At 70.1% G+C, this 25,747-nt stretch carries 26 protein-coding genes; 12 read left to right on the top strand and 14 right to left on the bottom strand.

Translation table 11 applies throughout. From position 1 onward, the window contains the following. Positions 1 to 2: 2 nt before the first annotated feature. Genes ACIBH1_RS03720 through ACIBH1_RS03700 form a run of 5 tightly spaced genes read right to left on the bottom strand, consistent with a single transcriptional unit; the run spans position 3 to position 4,819 of the window. The gene (locus ACIBH1_RS03720) at positions 3 to 980 is read right to left on the bottom strand and encodes an ABC transporter permease (RefSeq protein WP_397312002.1); all 978 of its coding nucleotides are present in this window, start codon (positions 978 to 980) and stop codon (positions 3 to 5) included. Then, complete coding sequence (locus ACIBH1_RS03715; protein ID WP_397312000.1) at positions 977 to 2,464, bottom strand: sugar ABC transporter ATP-binding protein; 1,488 nt, start codon at positions 2,462 to 2,464, stop codon at positions 977 to 979. Before ACIBH1_RS03715 ends, ACIBH1_RS03720 begins: the two co-directional genes overlap by 4 nt. Next, positions 2,464 to 3,432, bottom strand: a complete 969-nt coding sequence (locus tag ACIBH1_RS03710) for a sugar ABC transporter substrate-binding protein (protein WP_397311999.1) — start codon at positions 3,430 to 3,432, stop codon at positions 2,464 to 2,466. Before ACIBH1_RS03710 ends, ACIBH1_RS03715 begins: the two co-directional genes overlap by 1 nt. Before the next feature lie 9 nt (positions 3,433 to 3,441). Beyond that, a complete protein-coding gene (locus tag ACIBH1_RS03705) occupies positions 3,442 to 3,801 on the bottom strand; it encodes an RbsD/FucU domain-containing protein (protein WP_397311998.1) in 360 nt (119 codons plus the stop codon). Then, positions 3,791 to 4,819: a LacI family DNA-binding transcriptional regulator gene (locus ACIBH1_RS03700; RefSeq protein ID WP_397311997.1), complete on the bottom strand. Its 1,029-nt coding sequence runs from the start codon at positions 4,817 to 4,819 to the stop codon at positions 3,791 to 3,793. Before ACIBH1_RS03700 ends, ACIBH1_RS03705 begins: the two co-directional genes overlap by 11 nt. 182 nt (positions 4,820 to 5,001) lie before the next feature. Between ACIBH1_RS03700 and ACIBH1_RS03695 the strand changes: the two genes are divergently transcribed. From ACIBH1_RS03695 to ACIBH1_RS03665, 7 genes are all read left to right on the top strand, one after another. Then, on the top strand, positions 5,002 to 6,051 hold the full coding sequence (locus tag ACIBH1_RS03695) for a nucleoside hydrolase (protein WP_397311996.1): 1,050 nt from the start codon (positions 5,002 to 5,004) through the stop codon (positions 6,049 to 6,051). Positions 6,052 to 6,073: 22 nt separating this feature from the next. Next, a complete protein-coding gene (locus ACIBH1_RS03690; protein WP_397311995.1) occupies positions 6,074 to 6,706 on the top strand; it encodes an NUDIX hydrolase in 633 nt (210 codons plus the stop codon). 99 nt (positions 6,707 to 6,805) lie between these two features. Next, the gene (locus ACIBH1_RS03685; protein ID WP_397311994.1) at positions 6,806 to 8,188 is read left to right on the top strand and encodes an FAD-binding oxidoreductase; all 1,383 of its coding nucleotides are present in this window, start codon (positions 6,806 to 6,808) and stop codon (positions 8,186 to 8,188) included. 119 nt (positions 8,189 to 8,307) lie between these two features. After that, complete coding sequence (locus ACIBH1_RS03680) at positions 8,308 to 8,925, top strand: GAF and ANTAR domain-containing protein (protein WP_397311993.1); 618 nt, start codon at positions 8,308 to 8,310, stop codon at positions 8,923 to 8,925. Further along, positions 8,922 to 9,659 carry a GAF and ANTAR domain-containing protein gene (locus ACIBH1_RS03675; protein ID WP_397311992.1) on the top strand — a complete coding sequence of 246 codons (738 nt, stop codon included), beginning with the start codon at positions 8,922 to 8,924 and terminating at the stop codon, positions 9,657 to 9,659. The genes ACIBH1_RS03680 and ACIBH1_RS03675 overlap by 4 nt, the downstream gene beginning before the upstream one ends. 58 nt (positions 9,660 to 9,717) lie before the next feature. Further along, positions 9,718 to 10,101 carry an STAS domain-containing protein gene (locus ACIBH1_RS03670; RefSeq protein ID WP_397311991.1) on the top strand — a complete coding sequence of 128 codons (384 nt, stop codon included), beginning with the start codon at positions 9,718 to 9,720 and terminating at the stop codon, positions 10,099 to 10,101. Beyond that, on the top strand, positions 10,028 to 10,666 hold the full coding sequence (locus tag ACIBH1_RS03665; protein WP_397311990.1) for a GNAT family N-acetyltransferase: 639 nt from the start codon (positions 10,028 to 10,030) through the stop codon (positions 10,664 to 10,666). The genes ACIBH1_RS03670 and ACIBH1_RS03665 overlap by 74 nt, the downstream gene beginning before the upstream one ends. Here ACIBH1_RS03665 and ACIBH1_RS03660 read toward each other — a convergent pair. The 3 genes from ACIBH1_RS03660 to ACIBH1_RS03650 are packed head-to-tail and all read right to left on the bottom strand — an operon-like array spanning position 10,646 to position 14,394. Further along, positions 10,646 to 12,583, bottom strand: coding sequence for an acetoacetate--CoA ligase (locus tag ACIBH1_RS03660; protein WP_397311989.1), 1,938 nt, complete (start codon positions 12,581 to 12,583; stop codon positions 10,646 to 10,648). The two genes, ACIBH1_RS03665 and ACIBH1_RS03660, sit on opposite strands and share 21 nt — an antisense overlap. A 57-nt stretch (positions 12,584 to 12,640) precedes the next feature. Next, entirely contained in the window at positions 12,641 to 13,489 is an 849-nt protein-coding gene (locus tag ACIBH1_RS03655; RefSeq protein ID WP_397311988.1) for a serine hydrolase, read from the bottom strand. Then, the gene (locus tag ACIBH1_RS03650; protein WP_397311987.1) at positions 13,486 to 14,394 is read right to left on the bottom strand and encodes a LysR family transcriptional regulator; all 909 of its coding nucleotides are present in this window, start codon (positions 14,392 to 14,394) and stop codon (positions 13,486 to 13,488) included. Before ACIBH1_RS03650 ends, ACIBH1_RS03655 begins: the two co-directional genes overlap by 4 nt. A 77-nt stretch (positions 14,395 to 14,471) precedes the next feature. On the opposite strand from ACIBH1_RS03650, the gene ACIBH1_RS03645 reads away from it, so the two are divergent. The 3 genes from ACIBH1_RS03645 (at position 14,472) to ACIBH1_RS03635 (ending at position 18,331) form a co-directional block, all read left to right on the top strand. After that, positions 14,472 to 15,941, top strand: a complete 1,470-nt coding sequence (locus tag ACIBH1_RS03645) for a penicillin-binding transpeptidase domain-containing protein (RefSeq protein WP_397311986.1) — start codon at positions 14,472 to 14,474, stop codon at positions 15,939 to 15,941. Positions 15,942 to 16,220: 279 nt separating this feature from the next. Next, the gene (locus tag ACIBH1_RS03640) at positions 16,221 to 17,183 is read left to right on the top strand and encodes a hypothetical protein (protein ID WP_397311985.1); all 963 of its coding nucleotides are present in this window, start codon (positions 16,221 to 16,223) and stop codon (positions 17,181 to 17,183) included. 8 nt (positions 17,184 to 17,191) lie between these two features. Further along, positions 17,192 to 18,331 (top strand): hypothetical protein, encoded by a 1,140-nt coding sequence (locus ACIBH1_RS03635; RefSeq protein WP_397311984.1) that lies wholly within the window; start codon positions 17,192 to 17,194, stop codon positions 18,329 to 18,331. Between the two features lie 13 nt (positions 18,332 to 18,344). Here ACIBH1_RS03635 and ACIBH1_RS03630 read toward each other — a convergent pair whose 3' ends face one another. Continuing rightward, entirely contained in the window at positions 18,345 to 19,298 is a 954-nt protein-coding gene (locus ACIBH1_RS03630) for an AraC family transcriptional regulator ligand-binding domain-containing protein (RefSeq protein WP_397311983.1), read from the bottom strand. A gap of 288 nt (positions 19,299 to 19,586) precedes the next feature. Here ACIBH1_RS03630 and ACIBH1_RS03625 point away from each other — a divergent pair, with 288 nt between their 5' ends. Both ACIBH1_RS03625 and ACIBH1_RS03620 read left to right on the top strand, forming a co-directional pair. Next, the gene (locus tag ACIBH1_RS03625; RefSeq protein WP_397311982.1) at positions 19,587 to 20,651 is read left to right on the top strand and encodes a ThiF family adenylyltransferase; all 1,065 of its coding nucleotides are present in this window, start codon (positions 19,587 to 19,589) and stop codon (positions 20,649 to 20,651) included. Beyond that, positions 20,648 to 21,832, top strand: a complete 1,185-nt coding sequence (locus ACIBH1_RS03620) for a hypothetical protein (protein ID WP_397311981.1) — start codon at positions 20,648 to 20,650, stop codon at positions 21,830 to 21,832. Before ACIBH1_RS03625 ends, ACIBH1_RS03620 begins: the two co-directional genes overlap by 4 nt. 64 nt (positions 21,833 to 21,896) lie before the next feature. On the opposite strand, the gene ACIBH1_RS03615 is transcribed toward ACIBH1_RS03620, so the two are convergent. From ACIBH1_RS03615 to ACIBH1_RS03595, 5 genes are all read right to left on the bottom strand, one after another. After that, complete coding sequence (locus ACIBH1_RS03615; protein WP_397311980.1) at positions 21,897 to 22,484, bottom strand: DUF1707 domain-containing protein; 588 nt, start codon at positions 22,482 to 22,484, stop codon at positions 21,897 to 21,899. Between the two features lie 192 nt (positions 22,485 to 22,676). After that, positions 22,677 to 23,468 carry a pentapeptide repeat-containing protein gene (locus tag ACIBH1_RS03610; RefSeq protein WP_397311979.1) on the bottom strand — a complete coding sequence of 264 codons (792 nt, stop codon included), beginning with the start codon at positions 23,466 to 23,468 and terminating at the stop codon, positions 22,677 to 22,679. Positions 23,469 to 23,472: 4 nt separating this feature from the next. Next, positions 23,473 to 24,513: a hypothetical protein gene (locus ACIBH1_RS03605; RefSeq protein WP_397311978.1), complete on the bottom strand. Its 1,041-nt coding sequence runs from the start codon at positions 24,511 to 24,513 to the stop codon at positions 23,473 to 23,475. Between the two features lie 8 nt (positions 24,514 to 24,521). Then, entirely contained in the window at positions 24,522 to 24,917 is a 396-nt protein-coding gene (locus tag ACIBH1_RS03600) for a hypothetical protein (RefSeq protein WP_397311977.1), read from the bottom strand. A gap of 60 nt (positions 24,918 to 24,977) precedes the next feature. After that, positions 24,978 to 25,700: an HAD family hydrolase gene (locus ACIBH1_RS03595; protein WP_397311976.1), complete on the bottom strand. Its 723-nt coding sequence runs from the start codon at positions 25,698 to 25,700 to the stop codon at positions 24,978 to 24,980. Positions 25,701 to 25,747: the final 47 nt, after the last annotated feature.

The following is a 25,747-nucleotide window of genomic DNA, read 5'->3' as shown; positions in this document are numbered from 1 at the left end:
CGTCAGGCGGCCACGGGCGCCGCGGTGACGGCGAGCTTGCGTGCCAGCCGCAGCCGGTAGGCGTCCAGGATGACCGCGAGCAGGATCACGAACCCGGTGATGATCTGACGCGAGAAGTCGTCGACCCCCATCAGCAGCAGCCCGTTGGTGAGCACGCCGAGCAGGCAGGCGCCCAGGAAGGTGCCGATCATCGATCCGCGCCCGCCCATCAGCGACGCGCCGCCGATGACGACGGCCGCGATGGCGTTGAGCTCGTAGCCCTGGCCCAGGATCGGTGAGGCGATGTTGAGCCTGGCCATGTAGAGGAGCGCCGCCACGCCGACGGTGAACCCGCCGATCACGAAGCAGGCGATCTTGACGCGGGACGTCTTGTGCCCCGACAGCCGCACGGCCTCCTCGTTGTTGCCGATCGCGTACACAAGGCGGCCGAAGACGGTGCGCGACAGCACGAACCAGCCCAGGCCGACGAGCACCAGAGCCACCCAGAACACGGCCGGGATGCCTGCCAGGGTGAGCGTGCCGAAGTCGTTCAGCGCCGCGGGCAGGTCGTAGATCGTCGCCGCGCCGGTGTAGCGTTCGGCCGCGCCCCTGGCGATGTTCAGCATGGCCAGCGTGACGATGAACGACGGCACCCGCCATTGTTCCGAGACGAATCCGTTCACGAAGCCGACCACGCCGCCCACCGCCATGCTGAGCAGGATGGCCAGAAGCAGTGTCCCCGCCGAGGCCGATCCGGCCATCAGGGTGCCCGACACCACCGCGCACAACGCCATCGCCGAGCCCACCGACAGGTCGATGCCGCCGATCAGGATCACGAACGTCATGCCCACGGCGAGCACGGTGTTCAGCGTGATCTGGGTCATGATGTTGCGCAGGTTCTGCTCCGTGGCGAAGCTGGGTGCGGCGACCATGAAGAATCCCGCGAGCAGCACCAAAGCCACCCCGATGCCCGCTTCGCCGAGCACCAACCGTCGAATCATGAGTTGTCACCGTTCTTGAGGTAGCCGGAGTAGGCCAGCGTGAGGATGCGTTCGGCGTCGAACTCCTGGCGTTCCAGCGAGCCGGCGATCCTGCCCCGGGAGAAGACGAGGATCCTGTCGCAGACGCCCATCAGCTCGGGCAGGTCGGAGGAGACCACGAGCAGCGTCTTGCCGTCGGCGGCGAGCTTGAGCAGCAGCTCGTGGATCTCGTACTTGGCGCCCACGTCGATGCCGCGCGTCGGCTCGTCGACGATGAGGATCTCCGAGCCGGCGTGCAGCCACTTGGCCAGGACGACCTTCTGCTGGTTGCCGCCCGACAACGTGCGGGCGTGCTGCGAGAGGCCCGCCGACTTCAGCCGCAGACGTCCGCCGAGCTCCTGCGCCACCTCGCGCTCCCGGCGGAAGTTCACCAGGGCGCCGCGCAGCCTGGCGAGCGTCACGTTCTGCGAGATCGGCAGGTCGAGCACCAGGCCCTGGGACTTGCGGTCCTCGGTCAGGAGGCTGATGCCGTGCCGTACGGCGTCGCGCGGGTGACGGATGCGCACCCGCCTGCCGTACACCTCGACCGTGCCCGCGACGGCGGGGTCGGCGCCGAACAGGGCCCGCATGGCCTCGGTACGGCCCGCGCCGACGAGGCCGGCGAAGCCCACGACCTCGCCCTTGCGCACCGAGAACGACACGGGCCCGTCGAACCCGGCGACCTTGAGCGAGGAGACCTTCAGTGCCTCCTCTCCGAGCTCCTTGGCGGGGATCGGCGGGAACTCCTGGGCCAGGTCGCGCCCGACCATCGAGCGCACCATGCCGGGGATGCTCAGCCCGGAGCGCGGCACGGTCTCGATGGAGCGGCCGTTGCGCAGCACGGTGACGCGGTCGGCGAGTTCCATGATCTCTTCGAGGTGGTGGGAGATGTAGAGGATCGCCACCCCCTTCTCGCGCAGGTCGCGCAGGATGTCGAAGAGCCGTCCCGCCTCGCGCGGCGTCAACGCCGCGGTCGGCTCGTCCATGATCAGCAGGCGGCACTCGGTCGACAGCGCCTTGGCGATCTCCACGAGCTGCATCTGCGCGATGCCCAGCCGCTCGACCGGGGTGTCGGGCGAGATCTCCAGGCCGATGCGGGCCAGCAGGTCGCGGGCGTCGGCGCGCAGCCTGCGCCGGTCGACGACGCCGGCCCTGCGAGGCAGCCGCCGCAGGAACAGGTTCTCCGCCACGGTCAGGTACGGCAGCAGCGCCAGCTCCTGGTGCACCACCTGGATGCCGGCGCCCAGCCCGTCGGCGGCGCTGCCCGGCCGGTACGGCAGGCCGTCGAGCTCCATGGCGCCCGAGTCGGGCGCGTGGATGCCCGCCAGGCACCTGACCAGCGTGGACTTGCCCGCGCCGTTCTCCCCCACCAGGGCGTGGATCTCGCCGGCGGCGATGTCGAGCGAGACCCCGTCGAGCGCGAGCACGCCGGGGAATCGTTTGACCAGCCCGGTCGCCCGGAACATCACTGGAGGGAGTCCTTGGTGATCAGCTTGATCTCGGTCTTCTGCCAGCCGGAGAACGACTCGCCCGCGATCATCTTCATCGCGTAGTCGATGCCGTTGGCCGCCTGCTGCGCGCCGTACTGGTCGAGGGTGGCCACGACGGTGCCCTCCTTGACGTGCGGCTGGATGGCCGGGATGTTGTCGAAGGCGGCGACCTTGATCTGCCCCTTCTTGCCCTGCTCCTCGATGGCCTTCAGCGCGCCGAGCGCCATGTTGTCGTTGGCGGCGAGCACGCCCTTGATGTTCTGGTTGGCCGTCAGCATGCTGCCGAGCACGGTGTGGGCCTCGTTGGTCTCCCAGTGAGCGGTCTTGGAGCCGGCGAGCTTCAGCCCGCCTTCCTTGATCGCGTCCTCGAAGCCCTGCTTGCGCTGGGTGGCGTTGGCCGCGCCCGGGTTGCCCTCCAGGATGACGACCTCGGCGTCCTTGCCGAGCGCCTTGACCAGCTCCAGGCCGGACTGCTTGGCGCCCTCTCGGTTGTCGGGGCCGACGAAGGGCACCTTGTCGGCGATGCCGGCGCTCTTCATCGCGCCCTCGTCGAGCTGGACGTCGATGTTGACGACCTTCACCCCGGCGTCGACGGCCCGCTTGAGCGGGGCGATGAGCGCGCGGGAGTCGGCGGGGGCGATGACGATGGCCCTGGCCTGCTGGGTGACGCATTTCTCGACGGCGGCGACCTGGTTGTCGATGTCGGTCTCGTTCTGGATGCCGACGACCTGGAGGGTCAGGTCGCCGCGCTTGGCTGCGTGCTCCTCCGCGCCCTTCTGCATCTGCTGGAAGAACTCGTTGGCCAGCGACTTCATGACCAGGCACAGGGCGGGCTTCTCGCCGGGCTGCGCGGCGGGGGCGGTGGCCGCGGTGGTGCCGCCCTCCTTGCCGCAGGCGGCGAGGGCGAGGGCCAGACCGGCGACCGCGATGATCTGCTTTTTCATGTTCTCTCCTCAGAAGGGGACGCCGGCGCGGAGCACGACATTGGCGTAGGGGGTGGCTTCGCCGGTGCGCACGATGACGAGCGCCCGTTCGGTCAGGTGTTTGAGCTCTTCGTGGGGGATGCGCTCGGCCCCGGGAAGGAAGTCGCGGGGCGCTTCCTTAGCCACGAAGGCGTGCTCGACGACGAGTTCCTCGCGGATCGACTCCAGTACGGGCAGGAAGCGCGGCTCGTCGCGCCGCCAGACCAGGTCGACGGATTCGACGCCTGGCGGCACGGGAAGGCCGGGATCGGCGACCACGACCAGGTCGCCGTGGCCGGCGCGGGCGAGCAGGTGAAGGAGGCGAGGATGCCAGAGGCCCTCAGCCCGCATGGCTCACCCCCTCGATCGTGTCGGGGCATCCGCAGGAGCCCCGACGGATGAGGCGGGCGGCCAGCACCTCCCGCTCGTGCCCGGTCTCGCCCTTGATCTGGTGGACCAGCCGTTCGACGGCGCGGCGGCCGAGGACCTCCAGCGGCTGGCGCATGGTGGTCAGCGACGGGATCGTGTACGCGGTGCCGACGATGCCGTCGAAGGAGCAGACGGCCACGTCTCCGGGGATGGTCAGCCCCAGCTCGGCGACCGCGCGCATCACGCCGAAGGCCATCAGGTCGCCCGCCACGAACAGCGCGGTCGGCCGGTTCTCGCGGAAGAGCAGGTCGAGGGCTCCGAGATACCCGTGCCGGCGGCCGAAAGGGCCGTAGGCGATGGGCATCTGGTCGGGGTCCACCCCCGCCTCGCGCAACGCGCGGGCCCACCCGGCGACGCGGTCCACGCTGGGATGGATGTCCTCGGGGCCGGCGATGCAGCCGATCCGGCGGCGGCCGTGCTCCAGCAGGTGCCTGGTGGCCTCGTAGGCCCCGCCCTCGTTGTCGATGAGCAGGTGGCCCGCCTCGACCCCGTCGAGCTCGCGGTCGAGCACGATGCACGGCACGCCCGAGGCGGCCAGCAGCGACTGCCAGGTGCGCGGGCCGTGCGTGGGGATCAGGATGAGCCCGTCGACCTGGCGGTCGATGAGGGTGCGCACGTAGGCGGCCTCGCGGCCGTCGTCGTCCATCGCGTTGCCCAGCAGCAGGGTCAGGCCGTGCTCGAAGGCGACCTCCTCGATCTCGCGGGCGAGCTCGGCGAAGAACGGGTTGGCGTTGTCGGGCACGACCAGGCCGATGGTGTGGGTGCGGTTGGTGCGCAGGGAGCGGGCCACCACGTTGGGCCGGTAGCCGAGCTCGTCGATGGCCCGCAGCACCTTCTCCTTGGTGTGCGGGGCGACGTTCCTCGGCCCGTTGTTGAGCACGTAGCTCACCACGGCCTCGGAGGTTCCGGCCAGGCGGGCGACGTCACGGCGTGTGACCACGGCAATCCCATCTACTCGTGTTGACGGCAACCATCGACCAATCCCCGATCGGTTGCAACACGTGTAGATGGCCTGTTACCCAGTCGTTATCCCAAGATCACAGCTTCATCACCAAAGCCGCTTCCTTCTTGTGGTTTTTCGTATAAGCGCCCATCTTTCAACACGAGTTGAAGGGACATCACATGCGCATACTCGCCGCCGCCCTCCTCCTGCTCTCCCCCACGGCTACGGTCAGTGAGCAGGTGCCCAAGGAGAAGGTCATCATCGACGTCGACATGGGCGAGCTGAACGACGACGCCGTCGCCACGTTCATGCTCACCGCCGGGAACCGGGTCGACATCCTGGGCGTGACCACCGTGGCCGGCAACACCTGGGCCGAGCAGGGCACCGCCTACTCCCTGCGCCAGCTGGAACTGGTCGGCCGCAAGGAGATCCCCGTGGTCCAGGGCGCGGTCGAGCCGCTCGTGCCAGGGCGCCTCGACGGGCTCAAGGGCGAGAACCACCTGTTCGGCAAGGCCCCCTGGGCGGGCGCGTTCGACGGCCCGCGCCCCTCGTCCTACCGGCAGGTCGAGACGTACGGCGGAGCCCCGAAGACCAAGCCGGCCCCCGGCCCCGCCGCGGAGTTCATCGCCCAGCAGGTCAAGAAGCACCCCGGCCAGGTCACCCTCTTCGCCCTGGGCCCGGCCACCAACGTCGCGCTGGCGGTCAAGACGCACCCCGAGATCGTGCCGCTGGTCAAGGAGATCGTCTACATGGGCGGCGCCTTCGACGTGCCGGGCAACATCTCCCCCGCGGCCGAGTTCAACTGGTGGTTCGACCCGGAGGCCGCCAAGATCGTGCTGCGCACGCCGTTCAAGAAGCAGACCATCGTGCCGCACGACGCGGCGCTCAAGGTGCGCTTCACCAAGAAGGAGTACGACCGCATCGTCGCCGGGACCGAGACGCCGATCAAGAAGATGTTCAAGGACATCCAGCGCGGACAGGGCACCTTCGTCTGGGACGCCATCGCCGCCGGGATCTTCCTGGACCGCTCGCTCGTCAAGCGTTCCGAGGAGCGCTACGTCGACGTCGACTCCACGATGGGTCCCAACTACGGCCGCTCGCTCGGCTACAACCTCGGCGAGTTCGACCGGCCGAACAACCCGGCGGGCACCCGTAAGGCCACGATCGTCTTCGAGGTGGACACCAAGCGCTTCTGGGACCTGTACGTGGACAGGATGCGCAATCAGTGACCGATCAGGGATGATCGGCGGCATGACGCCCTCGCGAGTGACCGAGTTCCGCCGGGCCGCTCGCGAACGGCTCGCCGGCTACAAGCACACGACCCTGGAGAGCGCGCCCGGCATGCGGGCCGCGGCGGTGGTGCTGTGCGTGGTGCCCGGCGACGACGGCGCGCCCTGCGTGGTCGTCATCAAGCGCGCCTACCGGGGCCGCAACGCCGGCCAGTGGGGGCTGCCGGGCGGCAGGACCGAGCCGGGCGAGTCGCCGGAGCAGGCGGCGCTGCGCGAGCTGGAGGAGGAGCTCGGCCTCGTCGTCGGGCCCGCCGACGTGGTGGGCCGGCTCGACGACTTCCCGGCGGCTTCGGGCTTCGCGATCACGCCGATCGTCGCCGTGCCCGCCGCTGTCCAGCCGCTGCGGCCCGATCCTCGGGAGGTGCACTCGGCGCACCGGGTGCCGCTGGAGCGGCTGGCGGCCGACGACGTGCCGAAGTGGGTGGACCTGCCCGACGGTCCGCCGCTGCTGCAGATGTGGCTCGCGCCCGACATGCGCATCCACGCGCCGACGGGGGCGATCCTGTGGCAGTTCCGCGAGGTCGTGCTGCTGGGGCGGGAGGCCGCCGAGTCGCGGGTGGCGCACTTCCGCCAGCCGGTGTGGACCCGCCGCTGAGGCGCCGTCCGCGTCGGTGACACATCTGTGACCCAACCTCCGGGGGCACTCGCCCGTCTCACATGCGTGGATCGACGGCTTTTCCTGCAATCTGCGGCGTTGGCCCCGCTGCTGTCCTTCGCGCCGCCGCCCGACTGGACGGGGCTGGGCCGTACTCTCAAGGGCACCCTCGTGCGCCCTGGCGACCGGGCCTACGACGGCGCCCGCAGGCTGTTCAACCCGGCCTTCGATTCCGTACGGCCCGGCGGCGTCGCCTACTGCGCCGACGCCTCCGACGTCTCGGCCTGCCTGGCCTTCGCCCGCAAGAACCGGCTCGCCGTGCACCCGAGGTCGGGCGGCCACTCCTACGCGGGCTGGTCCACCGGCCCCGGCCTGGTCGTCGACGTCTCCCGGATGGACACCGTCACCTACCGCGACGGCCGCGCGACCGTCGGGGCGGGCGCCAAGCTCATCGACGTCTACGGCAAGCTCGCCCGCCACGGCGTGAGCATCCCCGCCGGCACCTGCCCGACCGTGGGCGTGAGCGGGCTGACGCTGGGCGGCGGCATCGGCGTCGTCTCCCGAAAGTACGGACTGACCTGTGACGCCCTGGAGTCGGTGCAGATCGTCACCGCCGACGGGCGGCTCCTGACGTGCGACGCCCAGCACCACGCGGAGCTGTTCTGGGCGTGCAGGGGTGGGGGCGGCGGCAATGTGGGAGTCGCCGTCTCCTTCACCTTCCTGGCCCACCAGACCGCGCAGGTCACCGCCTTCTTCCTGCACTGGCCGTGGAGGAAGGCCGCGGCGGCGGTCAGGACCTGGCAGGCGTGGGCGCCCGCCGCCCCCGACGGGCTGTGGGCCAACCTGCACCTGTCGCGCGACACCGGCGGCCTCGACGTGCAGATCGGCGGGCTCTTCCTGGGCCCGCAGGCCGGACTGGCCCCGCTGCTCAAGCCGCTGACCGACCGGCTGGGAGCCCCTTCCTCGCGGTCGGTCCGTCAGACGACGCACCACCACGCGATGATGATCATGGCCGGTTGCTCGGGGCTGTCGGTCTCCCAGTGCCATCTGCCCGGCCAGACGCGCGACGGGCGGCTGTCGCGCGAAGCCTTCACCGCCAAGTCGCACTTCGCCTACCGGAGGATCCCGGCGGCGGGCGTCGACGCCCTGGTCTCCTGGGTGGCCAGGAAGGGCGGTCACACCGTGCTGCTCGACGCGATGGGCGGCGCCGTCGCCCGCGTCCCCGAGGGCGCGACGGCCTTCCCGCACCGGCAGGCGTTGTTCAGCGTGCAGTACTACGCGCCCGGCCGCGACCGGAGCTGGGTGCGCGGGGTGCACGGGGCGCTCTCCCCGCATCTGGGCGACCACGCGTACGTTAATTACATCGATCCGGACCTGGCCTCCTGGCGCACGGCCTACTACGGCGGCAACGCCGGGCGGCTGGCTCAGGTGAAGGCCGCCTACGACCCCGATCGCCTGTTCCGGCTGCCCCAGGGGTTCTGAACCCGCATTTCAGGGCAGTCGTGGTGGGCATGACGGTCAATCAATCAACGTCCGGTCAGGAGGAGAAGCGGGACGAGGCGGGGTCTATGACAGTCGCGGTCGGTGCTGCCGAGCAAGCTGTGATCTCTCGTCTGTGCGCCACGGCCCAGGATGCGCTCGGCATGGACGCCGTGGCCGCATGGGTGGGTGGCCAGTCCCTGTCGCTGCTCTACAGCAGCGACGACCTGGCTGACCGGCTAGAGGACATGCAGTCGACGCTCGGTGAGGGACCGGCCCTCGACGCCTGGCGCACCGGAGGCCCGGTGGCGGCGACCGATCTCGACCTCACCCACTTCCAGACCCGCTGGCCCGACTTCACCCTGGGGGCGCTCGGCAGCGGGGTACGCGCCGTTTTCGTCTTGCCACTACGCGAGGGAGCCATCCGGCTCGGCGGGGTCTCCCTGTATCGAACCAAGCCGGGAGGGTTGTCGCGCTGGGCCTGGGGCCAGGCGCTGGGCCTGGCCAGCGGGCTGCTCGAGGTCATGTTGTCGGGCGCCGCCTACTATCCCGAGGCCGACACCGGCGCCATCGAGACCCACCAGGCGACCGGGATGGTCTCGGTCCAGCTGGGGGTCACCCTGGAACAGGCCTTCGTGCACCTGCGCCAGTACGCGCGCGAGCACGAGATGCGCCTGTCGGAGGTGTCGCGCAGGGTGCTGGAGCGCCGCCTGAGGTTCACGGAAGGAGGCCGATCATGAGTAGGGACGCCGAACTGGCCGACGCCTTCGTGGGCCTCGCCGACACCCTCGTCGAGGACTTCGACGTCATCGACTTCCTCGAAGGCCTCACCGGCCACTGCGTATCACTGCTGGCGGTCGACGCGGCGGGACTGCTGCTCGCGGGCAGCCGCGAACGCCTGCAGCTCGTCGCCGCCTCCTCCGAGCAGGCCAGGCTGCTGGAACTGTTCCAGCTGCAGGCCGACGAGGGGCCGTGCGTCGAGTGTTATCGCAGCGGTCAGCGGGTCGACTTCACCGCGACCGAGCCCAGGCGCTGGCCCTCGTTCTCGCGGGCGGCCCAGCGGGCGGGCTTCGCCTCGGTGTGCGCGCTGCCCATGCGGCACCAGGGCTCGGTGATCGGCGCGCTCAACCTCTTCCGCGCCTCGCCGGTGCCCCTCGGAGAGACCGAGGTGCGAATCGCGCAGGCGCTGGCCGACGTGGCCACGATCGGGATCCTGCAGGAGCGTACGGCCAGGCAGCGCGAGCTGGTGGCCGAGCAGCTCCAGCACGCCCTGCACAGCCGCGTCGTGATCGAGCAGGCCAAGGGTGTCCTGGCGGAACGCATGGACACCACCGTGGACTTGGCCTTCGAAGAGCTGCGCCGCTTCGCCAGGAGCGGCAACCATCGCCTCTCGGACATCGCTCTCGCGGTGATTGAGGGGAAGGGGTGGCAGCGCGTTCCACAACCTGGTACGACTACTGAGAGCAATACCTGACCGACCTACCGCTCCAGACCCCGGCGGCCTTCCGCCAACGGCATGTCTGGAGCGGGCCATGGGCCTTCGCATTGAGATCCACAGCGTCGACGACACGGCGTTGCTGCTGGTGGCGGGGGAGTTCGACATCTCCTCGACCAGCCATCTGATGATGGTGGTGGCAGCCACCAGGGCTCCTCACGTCAGGCTGTCGCTCTCGCACGTCACCTTCATGGACGCGGCCGGGCTGACGGCGCTGGTGCGCATCGCACACCGGACGGAGAGCCTGGTGCTGCTCGACCCCGCGCCGTGCGTGATGCGGCTGCTGGAGCTGACGCGGATGCATAATCATTTCGCCTACAGGTGGACTGACCTGGCACACTTCACCAATGCGGCGCTTCCCTCTGTTCGATCTGAAGATCACCACACCCCGGCTGGAGTTGCGGTTTCCCAGCCTCGATGACCTCGAGCAGATCGCCGAGGTGGCCGCCGAGGGAGTGCACGACCCGGGATTCATGCCCTTCACCTTCCCGTGGAGCGACACCACGCCCGACAAGCGGGCGCTCAGCGTGATCCAGCACCAGTTCCGCCTCTGGGGCGCCCTCACCCCCGGCGACTGGAGCCTGGAGCTGGCCGTCATCCACGACGGCCGCGCCATCGGCTTCCAGGGTCTGAGCGCCTCCGACTTCGCCGTGCGCAAGGAGGTGCTGTCGGGCTCGTGGATCGGCAAGAGGTTCCAGGGCCAGGGCATCGGCACCGAGATGCGCGGCGCCATCCTCCACCTGGCCTTCGCCGGGCTGAAGGCCGACTACGCCACCACCGACGTCTTCGAGGACAACCTGCCCTCGCTGGGCGTGACCCGCAAGCTCGGCTACCGCGAGGACGGCATGCGCACCCACAACCGGCAGGGCAAGCGCGTCGACGTCAAGCTGTTCCGCCTTGCCGTACAGGACTGGACCCCCAGGCCGGACATCGAGATCCACGGCCTGGAGGCGTGCCTGCCGCTGCTAGGGGCGGAAGAAGCGTAGAACGTCGGGATTGGCCATCGCGTCCCGGTTGGCCGCCTCCTCCACGGGGGTGCCGAGCAGGATCTTCCGCACCGGCACCTCCAGCTTCTTGCCCGACAGGGTGCGCGGGATGCCCGGCACCTCGATGATCTGGTCGGGCACGTGCCGAGGCGACAGCTCGTCGCGCAGGGTGCGGCGCAGCGTCATGATCAGGTCGTCCCTGAGCGTGGCGCCCTCGACCATGGTCACGTAGAGCAGCAGCCGGCCGTCCTGCCCGAGCTGGCCGGTGTCGATGACGAGCGAGTCGGCGATCTCGGGGAACCGCTCGACGACCCGGTAGAACTCGCTGGTGCCCATGCGCACGCCGCCGCGGTTGAGCGTGGAGTCTGAGCGGCCGTAGATGACGCAGGAACCGTCTTCGTTGATCTTGATCCAGTCGCCGTGGCGCCAGATGCCCTGATAGACGTCGAAGTAACTGTCGCGGTAGCGCGAGCCGTCAGGGTCGTTCCAGAACATGACCGGCATCGACGGCATGGGACGCGTCACCACCAGCTCCCCCACCTCGCCGGTCACCGGCTTGCCCGACGGGTCTAGGGACTTGACGCGCGCGCCCAGCGACCGGCACGAGATGACACCCGCGCGCACCGGGTGCAGCGGCGTCCAGCCGACGAAGCCGGTGCAGACGTCGGTGCCGCCGGAGAACGAGCCGACCGGCACGCCGGGCAGGTTCTCGGCCACCCAGGCGAAGCCCTCGGGCGGCAGCGGCGAGCCGGTGGAACCCAGCCCGCGCAGGCGCAGCCCCTCGGGCTTGGCGCCGGACTTCATGCAGGCCAGGATGTACGGCGCGCCGACGCCCATGTAGCTGACGCCCTCCTCGCGCGCCAGCGCCCACAGGTCGCCCGGCGCCCCGTCGTAGAGGACGGGAACCGCTCCCACCAGCAGGGCGCCGACGAGGTAGTTCCACATCATCCAGCCGGTGGTGGTGTACCAGAAGAACACATCGCCCTCGCCCAGGTCCTGGTGGAAGCTGAGCGCCTTGAGGTGTTCGAGCACCACGCCGCCGTGCCCGTGCACGATCGGCTTGGGCAGGCCGGTGGTGCCGCTGGAGTACACGATCCACAGAGGGTGGCCGAAGGGCACCCGCTCGAACTCCAGCGGGCCCTCCTCCTGGCGCAGCCCCTCCCAGCCGATGACCTCGCCGCTGGGCAGCGCCGAACTGTGACCGGCCGCGGGCTCGGCCTGCTGCGGCGGGCGGTGCTCCTCGGCTGCCGTCAGGTACGGGATCCAGACGGTCGCGCGCAGCGACGGCAGCGCCGCGGCGATGTCGTGGACGGCCTGCGAGCGGTCGAAGCTCCTGCCGTTGTAGTGGTAGCCGTCGACGGCGATGAGGACCTTGGGCTCGATCTGGGTGAACCGGTCCACCACGCTGGGCACGCCGAAGTCGGGCGAGGCCGCCGACCAGATCGCCCCCAGCGAGGCGGTCGCCAGGAACGCGACGAGCGCCTGCGGGATGTTGGGCAGGTAGGCGGCGACCCGGTCGCCGCGGCCGACACCCAGCTTGACCAGGCCGGTGCGCACTCGGGCGACCTCGGCGCGCAACTCCTGCCAGGACAGCTCCTGCCGGACGCCGTGCTCGGACCGGAAGACGACGGCCTTGCCCTCACGGTGACGGAGCGCATTCTCGGCGTAATTGAGGCTACTGCCGGTGAACCATTCGACCGCGGGCATCGTCCCAGTGATGACGGGCCCGTCGCCACGCTCACCGACCACCTCGAAGTGGTCCCAGATGGAGCTCCAGAACGTCTCTGGATCGTCCACGGACCACTGCCATGCCTGCTCGTAATCGCTCAGGCCGCGCGCCTGGAAGTAGCGCGTGATCCTGGCCTGCGCGACGGCCTCGTCCGTGGGCTCCCAGAGCAGCTCGCCTTCAGCAACCATATGTCCCATCCTGGCCTGCCCTTCGTGCGAAGTCATCATGGGGGCACACATATCGGGTTACCCCCGTAGGTGGTCCACCGCCATACGCGCCGCCGTACCGATGACCGCGTCGGCCCTGGGCTGGTTGTAGGCCGTGGAATGCGCGCGCGTGAAGACCGCCACCGCGTACCTGCCCCCGTCGGGGTACTCCACCACGCCGATCTCGTTGCGCACGGTCGGCAGCGTGCCGGTCTTGCCGGAGACGCCCACATCGTCGTACGGGAAGCCGGAGGCCAGCCGGTGCGGCCAGACCTGGCGGCCGAGCACCGTGCGCATCCAGGCGCTCCGCTCCGGGGAGGCGGCGCGGTCGGTCCAGATGAGTTCGAGCAGGCCGGTGCACTCCCGGGGCGTGCTGCGGTTGGTCTGGGCCGGGTCCAGGACCCGCAGCCGGGCGATCTCCTCGGGGTCGACCACCGGCCAGGCCCTGCCCACGTCCTCGACCGTGCTCTGGAACAGCCCCGCCGCGCTCGTCACCACGCGGGTCCCGGCGAACCCGAAGCCGTCCAGCATGGCGTTGACCCGGTCCGCTCCGACCCTGGCCAGGAGCAGGTCGGCGGCGGTGTTGTCGCTCAGCGCGATCATCAGCAGGGCCAGGTCGCGCAGTGACAGCGTGGCGTCGTCGAGGAAGGCCGAGACCCCGGTCGGGCCGAAGACGCGGTCGGCGTCGGTGACGGTGACCTGCTCGGTCCAGTCCAGTACGCCCGCGTCGGCCTGCCTGGCCAGCTCGACCAGCAGCGGCACCTTGAAGACAGAGGCGGTGACCACGGGCGTGTCGGGCCCGTGCCCGACCTGCGTGCCGTTGTCGAGATCGACGGCATGCAGCCAGCCGTCGACTCCGGCCATCCGGAACTCCCTCTCGAGGTTCACGACAGGAACCCCGGCCGGCCGCTGACCCGCCGCACGGGCGCGGAACCCTCATCGCTCATCCCGGCCCTGCCTTTCAAAGTCCGTACGGCTGCCGCCGCGAACTGGGCGATCATAGGCGTCTCCGCACGCCAGGCGGTAGAGACCCGCCACGCGAGCGGCGAGCCGAGCAGCGGCCGCCACGCCAGCCCCGGCACCTGGGCCGGAGCCCCGAACGACACCGCCGCCCCCGCCAGCACCAGCCCGAGCCCGACACCGTGGTGGAGCTGGGCGGGCACGAACCCGCGGCGGCGGCACTCGGCCAGGGTCTCGGCGAGCAGGCCTTCCTCGGGAGGCATGAGCAGCTCGCGCCCCGCCAGGTCGGCCAGGTGCACCTCGCGGAAGCGCGCCAGCGGATCCTGCTCGGCCAGCAGCACGCCCGGCACCTGGACCAGCGCCGGGCCGAAACCCAGCCCCGCCGCCGTGATCGGATGCCTGACCAGGCCCGCGTCGATCGACCCGTCGGCCAGCGCCGCCACCTGCTCGGCCGTCCACAACTCGACCGGCGCCAGCCGTACCTCCGGGTTGTCCTCGCGGAAGGCCGCCACCAGCTCGGCGATCACGGTCGCGGCCAGGTCGGGCGGCACGCCGACCCTGAGGACCGTGCCCTCGCCGGTCCGCGCCAGCTCCTTGAGCCTGTCGACGCGGGCGACGATCTCGCGCGCCTCGCCGAGCAGGAGCCTGCCCGACTCCGTCAGGCGCACCTGGCGGGCGGAGCGGTCGAACAGGCGGGTGCCGAGCTCGGTCTCGAGGCGCTTGATGCGCTGGCTGAGGGGCGGCTGGGCCATGCCGAGGCGGATCGCGGCGTTGCCGAAGTGCAGTTCCTCGGCGACGACCACGAAGTAGCGGAGGTGCCTGACCAGGTCCATATATCCATTTTTATATGACTCTGGGGCTGATATCGATATTGGACACTTATGTCCGGTATCTGGTGTCCTCTGGGGTCATGGGGAAGGGACGTTACATCGCAGCAGGGCTGGTGGTGCCACTGGTGGCCGCCGCGGGGGTCGTATGGTTCACCAGGACCGAGGGCTCACCCGAGGAGACGGCCACCGCCTACCTCGCGGCCTGGGGGCGGCGAGACTATCCGGCGATGAAGGCCCTGGTGGCCGAGCCACCCGCCGACTTCGCGTCATGGCACCGGGGGCTGCCGAAGATGACCATCGAAGCGGGAGCCGGCGGCGCGTTCACCGCACGCGCCGGCACGCTCTCCTACACGCACAAACTGACCCTGATCGAGCACGAGCGCACGTGGAAGGTGTCGTGGACACCCGCCACCATCCAGCCCGACCTCAAGCCGGGACGGCGCCTGCGACTGCTCGCCACCCAGGAGAGCGTGCCCATCCTGTCGGCCACCGGAGCCAGGATCGACACGGGCGACGTGCCAGGATCGGTCCAGCAGATCGTCGCCGGGCTCAAGGACGGAGACGGCGGCGCCCGCACCTCCCGGCTGGCCGTCTACCAGGGCGACCGGCTCGTCAAAACGCTCGACTCCACCTCCGCCAAGGGACGCTCGTCCATCCGCACCACGCTCGACCTGCGCGTGCACCGCGCCGGAGCCCGAGCCCTCCAAGACGTGGACGCGCCCGCCTCCCTCGTCGCCCTGCGCTCCTCGACCGGCGAGATCCTCGCCGTGGTCAACAACCGGGGCGGCTTCGACCGGGCACTGATGGGCAAATACCCGCCCGGGTCGACCTTCAAGGTCGTCACCGCCTCCGCCCTCGTCGCCGACGGCGTCTCCGCCGAACAGAGCGTGAAATGCCCGGCCGAGCAGAACATCGGCGGCTTCCCGTTCCACAACGCCAAATTCCGCGACTACGGCACGCTGCCCTTCCGCGACGCGTTCGCGCACTCCTGCAACACCACGTTCGGCGCCATGACCGTCGCCGACCTCGGCGCCTCACGGCTGACCAAGGTCGCCGGCGACTTCGGATTCGGGGTGCCCATCAACCCGGGCGTGCCCGCCGTACGAGCCGACTTCCCGGCGCCCAAGGACGCCACCGACCTCGCCTCGGCCTCCATCGGGCAGGGCAGGGTGCTGGCCAGCCCGCTCAACATGGCCGCCGTCGCCGCCGCCATCGCCGACGGCACCTGGCGCCCGCCCCGGCTCCTGCCCGCCGACCTCCTCGCCGACCAGCCCGCCACCCGCGCCCTGGAACCGTCAGTGCTCAAGGCACTGCGCTCGCTCATGCCCGCGGTGGTCACGGAAGGCACGGCGCACGCGGTGCCCTTCCCCCACGGGACGGCCGGCAAGACGGGGACGGCGGAGTACGGCTCGGGGGCGGAACCGCCGTCGCACGCCTGGTTCATCGGGTACCGGGGGGACCTGGCGTTTGCCGTGGTCGTGGAGGGCGGAGGCGCGGGCGCGGCGGTGGCCGCCCCGATCGCGGCACGCTTCCTCAACGCCCTCCCCTGACGGCACGGGCCTCGCGGGTCGTGCGCCTTCGGCGCGGGGCGGGCTCGGGCTCCCTTCATTGGGGGCCGAGCCCCCCAAGACCCCCTGCCGGGGGCCTTCCGGCCCCCGGGCCCCCGGTCGTTGCCGTTGATTCCAACGGGCAGTCATTTCACGCCTATTCGGCACACCCACATTGCGCCATTCACCCGTCACCTCACCCAATAACATCCGACCCGCCCGCCAGCCCTCTCGAATTCTGTACAAATGGACGGCAACAGTAGCGGTCGACAGGTGAGGGCCATGACGGGGACAACTCCAGGAGACGACGAAAGCTGGTCCTCCCTCGCCGCCTCCAAACTCGGCCTCGCCCCTTCCGCCTCTCGCCGGAAGCGGCGCCGCCTGATCGCCCTCGGGGTCGTCTTCGCCGTCGCCGCCGGAATATGGGCGCTCAGCTGGGACTACTTCGCCGTTGCCCCCATCGCCAGAGCGGAGCACGCTACCCAGAAGGAAATCGACGCGGCCGAGCTGCCATTCGTCGTCTCCCTCACTCCCGAGAAGAACGAACCCGATTTCTGGAACGTGGTTCTCGACCGGAAGTTGTCCGCCTCAGAAGTGCGGAAGATGACCTCCATGGCGGACTCGACCAAGGTGTTCTCCTATCTGAAGAGCCTCGGCGGCCGGCCACTGGCTTACACCTCCACCATGAACAAGGCCCCATCCGTCTATCACGATCGGACGGCAGGCGACGGCGCGGAACTCGCCTACGTCTTCAAGCTGAACGTCCTCAGCGGCCGGGAGAAATCCGTCGTCATCGACGACTGGAAGGTCGTCGACGTGCGCTGCCGGCGGAGCACCGCGAAGGCCGTGATCCGCTACCCCGCGCAGGGCGGCTCGGCCTACGAGGGCGTCCTGCTGCACATCCCGCCCCGGTCCTACGAGCCGGTCCTGACCGACGAAGTCGACGGGCAGGGCAAGCCGTACTTCAGCATCCGCAGGATCGAGGTCGGAGGCGGGCAGTCGTCCGGCGGGCTCAGGGTCGAGTCCATCGCGCCCGTCGGCAAGGTCTGCACCTGGGGCATCTCGATGCACTACGTCGACGTGCACCAGAAGGACGGATGGGTGCGCCTGACCGACAAGGACGGCAAGCCGCTGGTCATCAGGACCGAGTTCCCTCCCGCCCGCCCGCAGCAGGACTGGTTGTTCGGCGCGGTGCCCTGGACCGCATGCCACAAGCTCCGCACAAGCCCCACATGCATGCCATAGCAACGAAGGTGCTGGCCGCCGTCGGGACCGTCCTCCTCCTTGGTTCCTGCACTTCCGAGAGCGGGCACGCACCCCCGGACAGCCCTTTCACGCGTAAGAACACCGTCATCACGGCCACCTGCGAGATGGGAGCACGCTTCGCGGCCATCGCGGTGCGGGCATGGCGACCCGGCACATGGGAGCGACTTGCGGAGCGATACTTCTCGATCCCCCAGAACGCCGAGTTCAGCAACGCCTCCGACGCTGGACCCGTCCACAGCCCGCTCGTCGATCTGTGTGATGTCGGGCGCAACAACGAGTCCCCGTACCAGCTGAACGACATGGAGTCCAAGGCGCCTCGCATCCGGTCCCTCTTCGACCAGGGCTTCACTCGTATGGCCGTGGTGTACCGCCTTCCGGGGAAGAACCGCACCCTGGCCGGCTCGGTGGACAGCGAGGACGTCGCCTCTCCCACGGACCCATGGGGCGGCGAGGCGTCCGACGAGCAGAATGCCGTGATGTCGCCCGACGGACGGCGTGTCTGGTTCACCTATTCGAAGGCCTCCGGGGAAGCACGGATCGGCTCCCGGTCCATCGGAGGCGACAAGCAGATCAAGGACGAAGGCCCCGCCACCGGGCACGAGTTGCCCTTGAGCCTCACCGGCCACCCGTCGCGTGCCCTCCAGGCGAACACGGTCCGCCTCTCTCCCGATGGCCGCCGCTTCGCGGCCACCGCGCCGGGAGTCTACGGAACCGTCTTCGACGCCCTGACCACCTCGTCCGCGCTCACCAGGAAGACGGCGCGGAATGCCACCCTGGTCGGCGACTGCACGAGCGTGGTCGGCTGGGTCAGCGACCAGCGGGTCCTGTGCCGCTCGGGGTCAGGCGTGTTCCGGGTGCGGGAGGCCGCTTCCGGTCAGACGGTGGGAGAGGCGATCAACGTGGTGCGCCCCGACGACGGAACCATCGCAGAAGGCGTGCTTATGTCGGCCGATCGCACGTCGTTCGTGGCCTTCGTCCACTACCCCTACCTCCCGCACGGCATGGCGTCCGACACAGCTGTCGAGGCTTCCGAGTTCCGGGTCGTTTCCACGACCTCTCAGCAGATCAGACCGATTCCGACGGACCTCATACGTGCGGCGGACACGGTCTTCCTCGACTGGTTGTGAGCCGGAGCCGCGCCTACCTCCACCGTCGCACCGCCCGTGACAACGAGCGTGCGTCCGCGTACCCCAGGCGTCGCGTCAGGTCCGCCGCCCCCGCCCCCTGCCCGCGCTCGAACTCCGCCCGCCGCAGCCGGTCCAGTTCCCCTCGCCACGTGGTCCCCGCGTCCGCGAGGCGGCGCTGGAGCGTGCGCGGGCTCACCCCCAGCCGCGCCGCGACCCCGTTCAACGACGGCCCCGCGCCGAGGGACGCGGCGGTCGTCTGGCGGAAGCGGTCGAGCCAACTGGTGGCCGCGGGCGGTGGGGTGAGGGTTTCGGCGTATCGCCGCAGGATGTTGCCCAGCAGTGGGTCGGCCCCGAGGAACGGCAGCCGCATGTCGGCCTTGCGGAGAGTGACCGAGTCGGTCGGGGCGTCGAACTCGAGCCGGCCGGGGCCGAAGGCGGCGCGGAACGACTCCTGGTGTCGTGGTGCGCGCTGGCGGAACGCGACGCGGACCGGGCTGATGGGCCGGCCGGTGACCCTGCGGGCGCGGCTGAAGACGCCCGCGAGCCCGAACTGCATGGCCAGCTCGCCGCCGCGGCCGCCGCCGCTTCTGAGCTGGACGTTGAAGGAGATCTCCTGCTCGGTCTCGTCGCCGGGTTCGAAGTGCCAGTTGGTGCTCACGGTGTCCATGAACATCCCGGTGGCGGCGAAGCCTTCTGCCATGGTCGGCGCGGTGATGAACAGGTAGTCGTACAGCCCGAGGGCTCCGACGACGTACTGCTGGGCGATCGCCAGGCCGATGTCGGAGCGGCCCGCCGCATGCTCGACGAGCTCCCAGGTGCGCAGATAGCAGGCGCTGGCGACCGCGGCGTGGTCGGTGCGCATGGCCCAGTCGGGGATGCCCACGTGTTCCGCCGTCCGCCCGGGGTCCAGGCCTGACGTCTCGATCAGGAGCTTGGGGAGCAGGATGCAGTCCGTCGCTTCCTCCACGGGCGGAGACCGTAACAATGCGCCCCATATAAACGCCATAAGTCTGGCTTCTTGACCTTGTGGCACGAAATTGCAGGGTATTGGCGCATTTGGTCCTGGGTTGCGGGTTTTTCTCCCCTTACGCTCATCCCGATACCGCCCAAGAGTGATCGGAGGTGCGTATGAAGATCGAGGTTCGCAAGGTGGAGGCCATCAAGGCCACCGGGGATTCCGGCTGGTGCTGACCTGAGCGAGCAGGGGCGGGTGCCCGCCAGACCGCACCCGCCTCTTCACGATCGAGGAGCCGCATTGCGTGTCGTACTGAAGGAATGTGCCTGGGAGACTCAGGACAAGGATCTGCACGTTCTCACCGACCCTCGTGAGGTCATCACTCTGGCCGATCCCGACGGCAAGGTCGCGGCCTTCTTCGCCGAGCTGGATCGCGGCCCGCGAACGGTCGAGGAACTGTGCGACGCGCTCGACCTCAGCCGGGACGACGTGCACGACGCCCTGGCCGGGCTCGACAGCCTGGGTCTCATCGAATCGGCCGAAGGTCGTTCGCTCGGTGATCCGAGGCTCGATGCCCGGCACCTGTCCAACCTCGCCTTCTTCGGCCTGTACGCGGGGCTCGACCAGCCGCGTGCGGCCTTCGTCCGCCGGCTGCGGCAGTCGCACGTGCTCGTGCTGGGCGTGGGCGGAGGCGGCTCCTCACTCGTGCAGAACCTGGCCGGCCTGGGCGTCGGCCGGTTGACCCTGGTCGACAGGGACGACGTCGAGCCCAGGAACTTCGCCAGGCAGTTCCTCTACCGGCACGCCGACCTTGGCCGTTCGAAGGTCGATCGGGCGGCTGAATGGGTGCGCGAGTACGACCCCTCCATCGAGGTGCGCGCGGTCGACCGCTGGATCGCGGGACCAGAAGATCTCGAAGACCTCTTCGACGATGTGAACCTGGTCGCCGGTGGGCTCGACGGCCATCCCGACGCCGCTGTGTGGATCAACGCGGCAGCCGTACGCGCGGGGATCCCTTTCGTGGCCGGGGGCATGACCCGCTCGCAGATCCTGTACTACTCCGTGGATCCCGGCGTGAGCCCCTGTGTCAGCTGCGATCGCCGTTCGCGTCCTTCCCCCGAGGCGCCGGACACCGCCGGATTCGTCGAACGGAGCAGGGCGAAGCTGATGATCACCAACGCTCTGAACGGTCCGATGGCCATGCAGATCGGCTCGCTCATCGCCTTCGAAGCGGCGCGCTACCTGACCGGATGCGAGCCGCCGTTCGCGGCCGGCCGCTACGTCAAGCTCGACCTGCGCAACGGCCTGGTCCCCGAGATCCAGCCGTTCGAGACCGATCCCGGCTGCCAGGTGTGCGCGACATGAATACCGAGACGGTGCGGTTGCGTGCGCTGAGTCTGGTGCCCGAGGGCGACGAGGTCCTCGTCGGCGATCCCGAGTCGGGCACGTTCGTCGCGATTCCCGCGGTCGGCGGCGTGGTGATCGCCGCCTTGCAGGAGGGCGCCTCCCTGACGGAGGCCGGGAGGCGCGCCGAGGAGTTCGTCGGCGAGCCAGTCGATGTGGTCGCCTTCGTCGAGGTCCTACGTGAGCTGGGATTCCTCGATGAGGGCGAGGCCCGGGCCACTCCGGTACCGACCGGGCCCGTCCAGACCCGTTCATGGGTTCGCGGAGTGTCGCAGGAGTTCGCCAGACCCCTCTTCGGCCGGGTGGCCTGGGCAATCTACGGCGCGGCGGTCTTCTTCGATCTCACGGTCCTGCTTCTCGTGCCGGCATTGCGTCCCGACCCGGCAACACACGCGTTCGCCTTCCCCGACATCGGGCTCAGCGCCCTGCTGCTGTTACCCCTCAGCTTCGCTCTGGCCTGCGTCCACGAGGCCTGGCACTGGCTCGCGGCACGGTCGTTGGATCTGCCCGCCCGCTTCGGGATAGATCGCCGAATGGCCTTCCTGGTCGCGGAGACCGACCTCTCGCAGCTGTGGACGGTCGCCAGGAGGCGCAGATACGGCCCGCTTCTGGCGGGGCTGGCGATCGACGCGTCGATGCTGGCCGTCGCGCTCCTGCTCCGGCTGCTGATGACTGGGCCCGGCGTGTTGGACTCGTTGCTCGCCACGGTGGCCTTCATCCTGACGTTCCGCATGGTGTGGCAGGCCATGGTGTTCCTGCGTACCGACCTGTACGCCGTAATGATCACCTACCTCGGCTGCCGCGATCTGTGGCGGGTCAAGGGTCTCCTCCTGCGCCGCGCCTTCGGCCGGCTCAGCGCGGCCCAGGCGGCCGAGCTGTCCGCGGCCGACCCGCGTGACGTACGCGCAGGACTGTGGTTTCGCTGGTTGTGGCTGATCGGACTGGGTCTGGTCACCGTGTGGCTGGTCCTCATCGCGGTGCCGATGCTGGATCGCTTGCTGCGATGGACGGTCGCCGAGCTGGCGGCCGGGCCCGGAAGCTGGCGGTTCTGGTACGGCCTGGCCTGCTCCTGCGTAATGCTGGCCCCGTGGCTCATCAGCGGAGCACTGGCGGTCAGAGAGCGGCTCTCCGCCGGGCGCTGACCGGCAGGCTGGTGTCGGCCGGGGAGAGCGTGGCCCTGTCGGTCGTGGCGGGCAACCGCGGGCCTCACGACCCGATGGCCGTACGGCGCGCGGCCTGCCACCTGGCGCCGATCCTGCCGTGGCGCATACGCCCCACCAGACGGACACGCAGCGTCTGCGGCGTTCCGTCGTCGCCGTCGCGGCTGATGTCGACCACGCCGTGCCGTACGGACAGCTCGTTGGCGTCGACCGCCATGCCGGGGGCGAGGAGCAGTTCCACGGCGCCGCCGGTCACCCGCATCTCGATCACCAGCTCGGGCCCGCTGCGCACCGCTCCGGTCAGGTCGAGCAGCACGTCGCTCCACGAGGTGCGCAGCTCCAGCCGTCGCGGCAGGGTCCAGCGGCCGTCGCGGCGCACCGTGCCGTGCCTCTCCTTGATGGTCAGCAGCTCGGCGGGCGGGTCGGCGGGTGTCAGGGCGAGGGCCCCGATGCCGCCGGGCTCGGCGATCAGATCCGCGACGAGCGGGGCCAGCGCGGCGACGGTGCGGGCGGTCAGCGCCGCGTCGAGCCGCTCGTCGAACTCGGCCGGGTCGAGGCGGCCGTCGCCCACCGCGGCGTGGAGCACCGTGATGATCCGATCACGGTCCTGGTCGGACGCTCGCAACTCGGTCATGAGCGGCATCTTCCCTTCGTCACGAGGGTGAGCATTCACAGTACAGTCGCACTTCGGCGTCGGGCGGCCGACGTCGATGTCCACCATGAACCACATTGCCCCTTTATTCTGCTATGCGCTGCGCAATGGTCGTACGGCTGGTCGGCGTGGTGCTGGGCGTGGCCGTGCACGGCGCGGGTCAGCCTCGGCGGGTCAGCCGGAGCCGCACCTGCCCGCCGTGCCTTCGGCGGGCCACGACGCCGCCCGTTCCAGCGTCTCCGCGTCGGCCACGACGTCCGTGGTGTCCGCACCGGTGGCGTCCACGCCGCGCAGATCAGCCCGCCGGAGCTGCGCGCCGTACAGGCAGGCCTCCCGCAGGTCGGCGCCGCGGAGGTCCGCGTCGTCCAGCCGCGCCCGGTCCAGCATCGACCGGCGGAACGAGGCCCCCTGGGCGTTGACCCCGCTGAGATCGACACCGTGCAGGTCCAGCCCGTCCAGGACCGCGCCGGCGAGGTCGGCGCCGCGCAGGTCGACCCCCTTGAGGTCGTCGGCGGTCAGTTTCCTGCCGCGCAGGTCCACCGCCGAGGAGGCGCTCTCGGCCGGGGCGGCGCTTCCGGGCTTCAGCGTCTCGGTGGAGAAGAACGGCAGCCCACGCTGGTATCCCAGCCAGCCGGTCACGACGAGCACCACGGCCACGATCGTCACCGCGAGCCGGTGACCCGGCTGGAGCACCTCGTCGCCGACGAACAGGATGAGCGCCGCCACGACGATCACGCCGCTGAGAAAGGTGCCCAGCGACCCCCAGAGCATGCCCACGCCGACCATGACGCCCAGGGTGACGAGCGGCCACACCCACAACCATCGGTCTCGCCCCCGCAGCGCGCGCCGGGGAGTCTCGGCCGGGATCGGCGCGCTCGGGGCGGGCGGCGACCAGTCCTCCGGGGTGACGGGCGGGGCCAGGGGGAGGCGGGAATCTTCTTCCGTCTGCGCGGGAGTCTCGGTCACCCGGTCATTCCTCGTCGGAGGCCGGACCCGGCGCCTGCTCCGCGACCGCCTCGGGCGGCTGGGCGGGCGGGACGAAGGCCATGTGCGGCGGGTTGCGGCGGCTGCCCGGGTCCGCGTGGAGGATGTCCATCAGGACGGCGTTGCGTTCGCGTTCGACCGTGCTGTCTTCGGGATGGGCCAGCCGCAGCCGGTCGTAGAAGGCGAACCTGTTCATGTCGATGAGCGTCGCGATCGCGGTGCCGTATTCGGCGGCCAGCGCCACCGCGCCCCGGTAGGAGGCGTAGGCGACGGCGTAGGGAGCGGCCGCCAGCAGGAGCCAGGCGCCCTGGTGCCACATGAACGGGATCGTCACGACGGCGGCGACGAACCCGAGAATGGCCGTGCGGACGGCCAGTTCCATCTGGGTGCGCTGGTTGGTCAGGTAGCTCAGCTCCGGCGCCTGCGCGGTCATGGCCATGCGCGGCACGGCCACCAGCGAATCGATGCCGTACATGGAGCCCGCCCGCCGTTCGTGGCGGCGCAGCATGTTGCCGAGCCGGGTGGGCAGCACCTCGTCGAGGCCGTCCGGATAGCCCGCCCGCACCCGTCGCATCTCCGCGTTCAGTGCCTCGGCGCGAAGGGCGTCGAGAGTGGCCCGATTCGAAGGCGGTCTGTGGTCGGCGTCGAGCCGACTCAGGTACCAGGCGCTGGCGTTGATCTGCTCCTCGATCGCCAGGTAGCGGCGACGGTGGTGAAGGGTGCGCAGGAGGGCCAGGGGCCGTAACAGCGAGCCGTTCCAGTAGCCCTCCATGAACTGGATGAGCATGAACTGCAAGGGATTGGCCGCCAGCGCCCCGGCCGCCGTGAGGATCGTCAGGAGCGCGACGTCGGCCAGTTGCAGGCCGTCGAAGACCTTCGCCCAGTCCAGCCTGCCGTTCCAGGCGCCGCTCTTGATGAGGACATAGAGGTAGGTGGCGAACAGCGCGGCGGGGATCGCGCTGACGATCGTGAAATAGCGCCCGATCCGGGTGATGCCTCCGGACGCGCCCGAGAGCAGGTTCGCCATCTATGACCTCAGCTGGTTCTGAATCTTTGGCCGCAATACTCGCATGTCATGACAGCGCCGGTGCGCTCGTTGAAACAGCCGCATTGGCGCTGGGGACACTTCACCAGCGTGGCGATCGGGCGGCCGTAGCCCAGGACGCGGTCGTCCACGTCGCACCGCCAGCCGTGCCTGTCACCGCCGTTCACCATGTAGTGGCTGCCCTTGGCGCGCGACGAGCACGTCCGCACCAGGAAACACTTCCGGCAGCGGCTGCATGTGTGGCGCGGCGGCCGGGCGGACTGCGGGACACGGCAGTGGGGGCACAGGACGCCCTGGTCGCCCGACCGTCCGTTGCCCGGGGGCGTGATGCCTGGCTGGGACTGGGCCAGCAGCACCATCACCCACAAGCGCACCAGCAGCCGCATAGGCCGATGATGACCGCTAGGCGCGCCCGCGCCAAGACCGGCCGTTACCGCCCGGCCGGGCTATCCCGCCTTGCGGTCCACCGGCGAGGTCAGGCCCGCGACCGCGGCCACGACCTCCGAGGCGTTCGACAGGTCGGGCAGCACCACGTCGGCTCCCGCCTCCCGCAGCTCCGACGCCATCGACCGCCCCGATGCCACGCCGATCACCGCCGCCCCGCCGATGCGGGCCGCCTGCACGTCGTGCGTGGAGTCGCCGATCACCACCGTGTTCGCCGCCGTGAACGGCGTGCCGTACCTCTGCTTGGCCCGCCCCTGCGCCACCTGCACCAGCGCCGCCTTGGGGTAGACCTCCTCGCCGTATCCGCCGATCTCGAAGTCGACGTGCGTGTCGAGCCCGAAGGCCCGCAGCTTGTGCACGGCGTTGCTCTTGATCGACCCGGTGAGCAGCGACTGCACCACCCCGTCGAGGCGCGCCACCGCGTGGAGCGCCTCGCGGGCGCCGGCCATCATGCGGCCGGTGGCGGCGATCCGGTCGGCGCGGGAGGCGAACGACACGGCCAGCGCGGCCAGGAAGCGCGGCAGGTAGTCGTCTTCCGGCTGGATCCCGTTGCGCGCGAACACGTCGAAGATGATCTCCGACTCCGGCCGCCCCAGGGCGGGGGCCAGCTTCACGAGGGGGCGGCCCGTCACGACGCGGAACGCCTCGGCGTACGCGTCGCGGGTGACGATCGGGACGTCGACGAGCGTGAGGTCGACGTTCCAGAGCACGAGGCGGGACTTCACGGGCACAAGGGTACGGCCAGCAGGCCCTTCAAGCCGATGGGACGACC

The sequence above is a fragment of the Nonomuraea sp. NPDC050663 genome (assembly GCF_044456985.1).
Classification (GTDB): Bacteria; Actinomycetota; Actinomycetes; order Streptosporangiales; family Streptosporangiaceae; genus Nonomuraea.
The sequence above is the reverse complement of the archived record's forward strand: the minus strand, read 5'-3'. Positions and strand labels throughout refer to the sequence as shown.

Coding starts and splice junctions, on each gene's coding strand:
- ACIBH1_RS03720 (WP_397312002.1), bottom strand. CDS start 980: ATGATTCGACGGTTGGTGCTCGGCGAAGCGGGCATCGGGGTGGCTTTG.
- ACIBH1_RS03715 (WP_397312000.1), bottom strand. CDS start 2,464: ATGTTCCGGGCGACCGGGCTGGTCAAACGATTCCCCGGCGTGCTCGCG.
- ACIBH1_RS03710 (WP_397311999.1), bottom strand. CDS start 3,432: ATGAAAAAGCAGATCATCGCGGTCGCCGGTCTGGCCCTCGCCCTCGCC.
- ACIBH1_RS03705 (WP_397311998.1), bottom strand. CDS start 3,801: ATGCGGGCTGAGGGCCTCTGGCATCCTCGCCTCCTTCACCTGCTCGCC.
- ACIBH1_RS03695 (WP_397311996.1), top strand. CDS start 5,002: ATGCGCATACTCGCCGCCGCCCTCCTCCTGCTCTCCCCCACGGCTACG.
- ACIBH1_RS03690 (WP_397311995.1), top strand. CDS start 6,074: ATGACGCCCTCGCGAGTGACCGAGTTCCGCCGGGCCGCTCGCGAACGG.
- ACIBH1_RS03675 (WP_397311992.1), top strand. CDS start 8,922: ATGAGTAGGGACGCCGAACTGGCCGACGCCTTCGTGGGCCTCGCCGAC.
- ACIBH1_RS03670 (WP_397311991.1), top strand. CDS start 9,718: ATGGGCCTTCGCATTGAGATCCACAGCGTCGACGACACGGCGTTGCTG.
- ACIBH1_RS03665 (WP_397311990.1), top strand. CDS start 10,028: ATGCGGCGCTTCCCTCTGTTCGATCTGAAGATCACCACACCCCGGCTG.
- ACIBH1_RS03660 (WP_397311989.1), bottom strand. CDS start 12,583: ATGGTTGCTGAAGGCGAGCTGCTCTGGGAGCCCACGGACGAGGCCGTC.
- ACIBH1_RS03650 (WP_397311987.1), bottom strand. CDS start 14,394: ATGGACCTGGTCAGGCACCTCCGCTACTTCGTGGTCGTCGCCGAGGAA.
- ACIBH1_RS03645 (WP_397311986.1), top strand. CDS start 14,472: ATGGGGAAGGGACGTTACATCGCAGCAGGGCTGGTGGTGCCACTGGTG.
- ACIBH1_RS03640 (WP_397311985.1), top strand. CDS start 16,221: ATGACGGGGACAACTCCAGGAGACGACGAAAGCTGGTCCTCCCTCGCC.
- ACIBH1_RS03620 (WP_397311981.1), top strand. CDS start 20,648: ATGAATACCGAGACGGTGCGGTTGCGTGCGCTGAGTCTGGTGCCCGAG.
- ACIBH1_RS03615 (WP_397311980.1), bottom strand. CDS start 22,484: ATGACCGAGTTGCGAGCGTCCGACCAGGACCGTGATCGGATCATCACG.
- ACIBH1_RS03605 (WP_397311978.1), bottom strand. CDS start 24,513: ATGGCGAACCTGCTCTCGGGCGCGTCCGGAGGCATCACCCGGATCGGG.
- ACIBH1_RS03600 (WP_397311977.1), bottom strand. CDS start 24,917: ATGCGGCTGCTGGTGCGCTTGTGGGTGATGGTGCTGCTGGCCCAGTCC.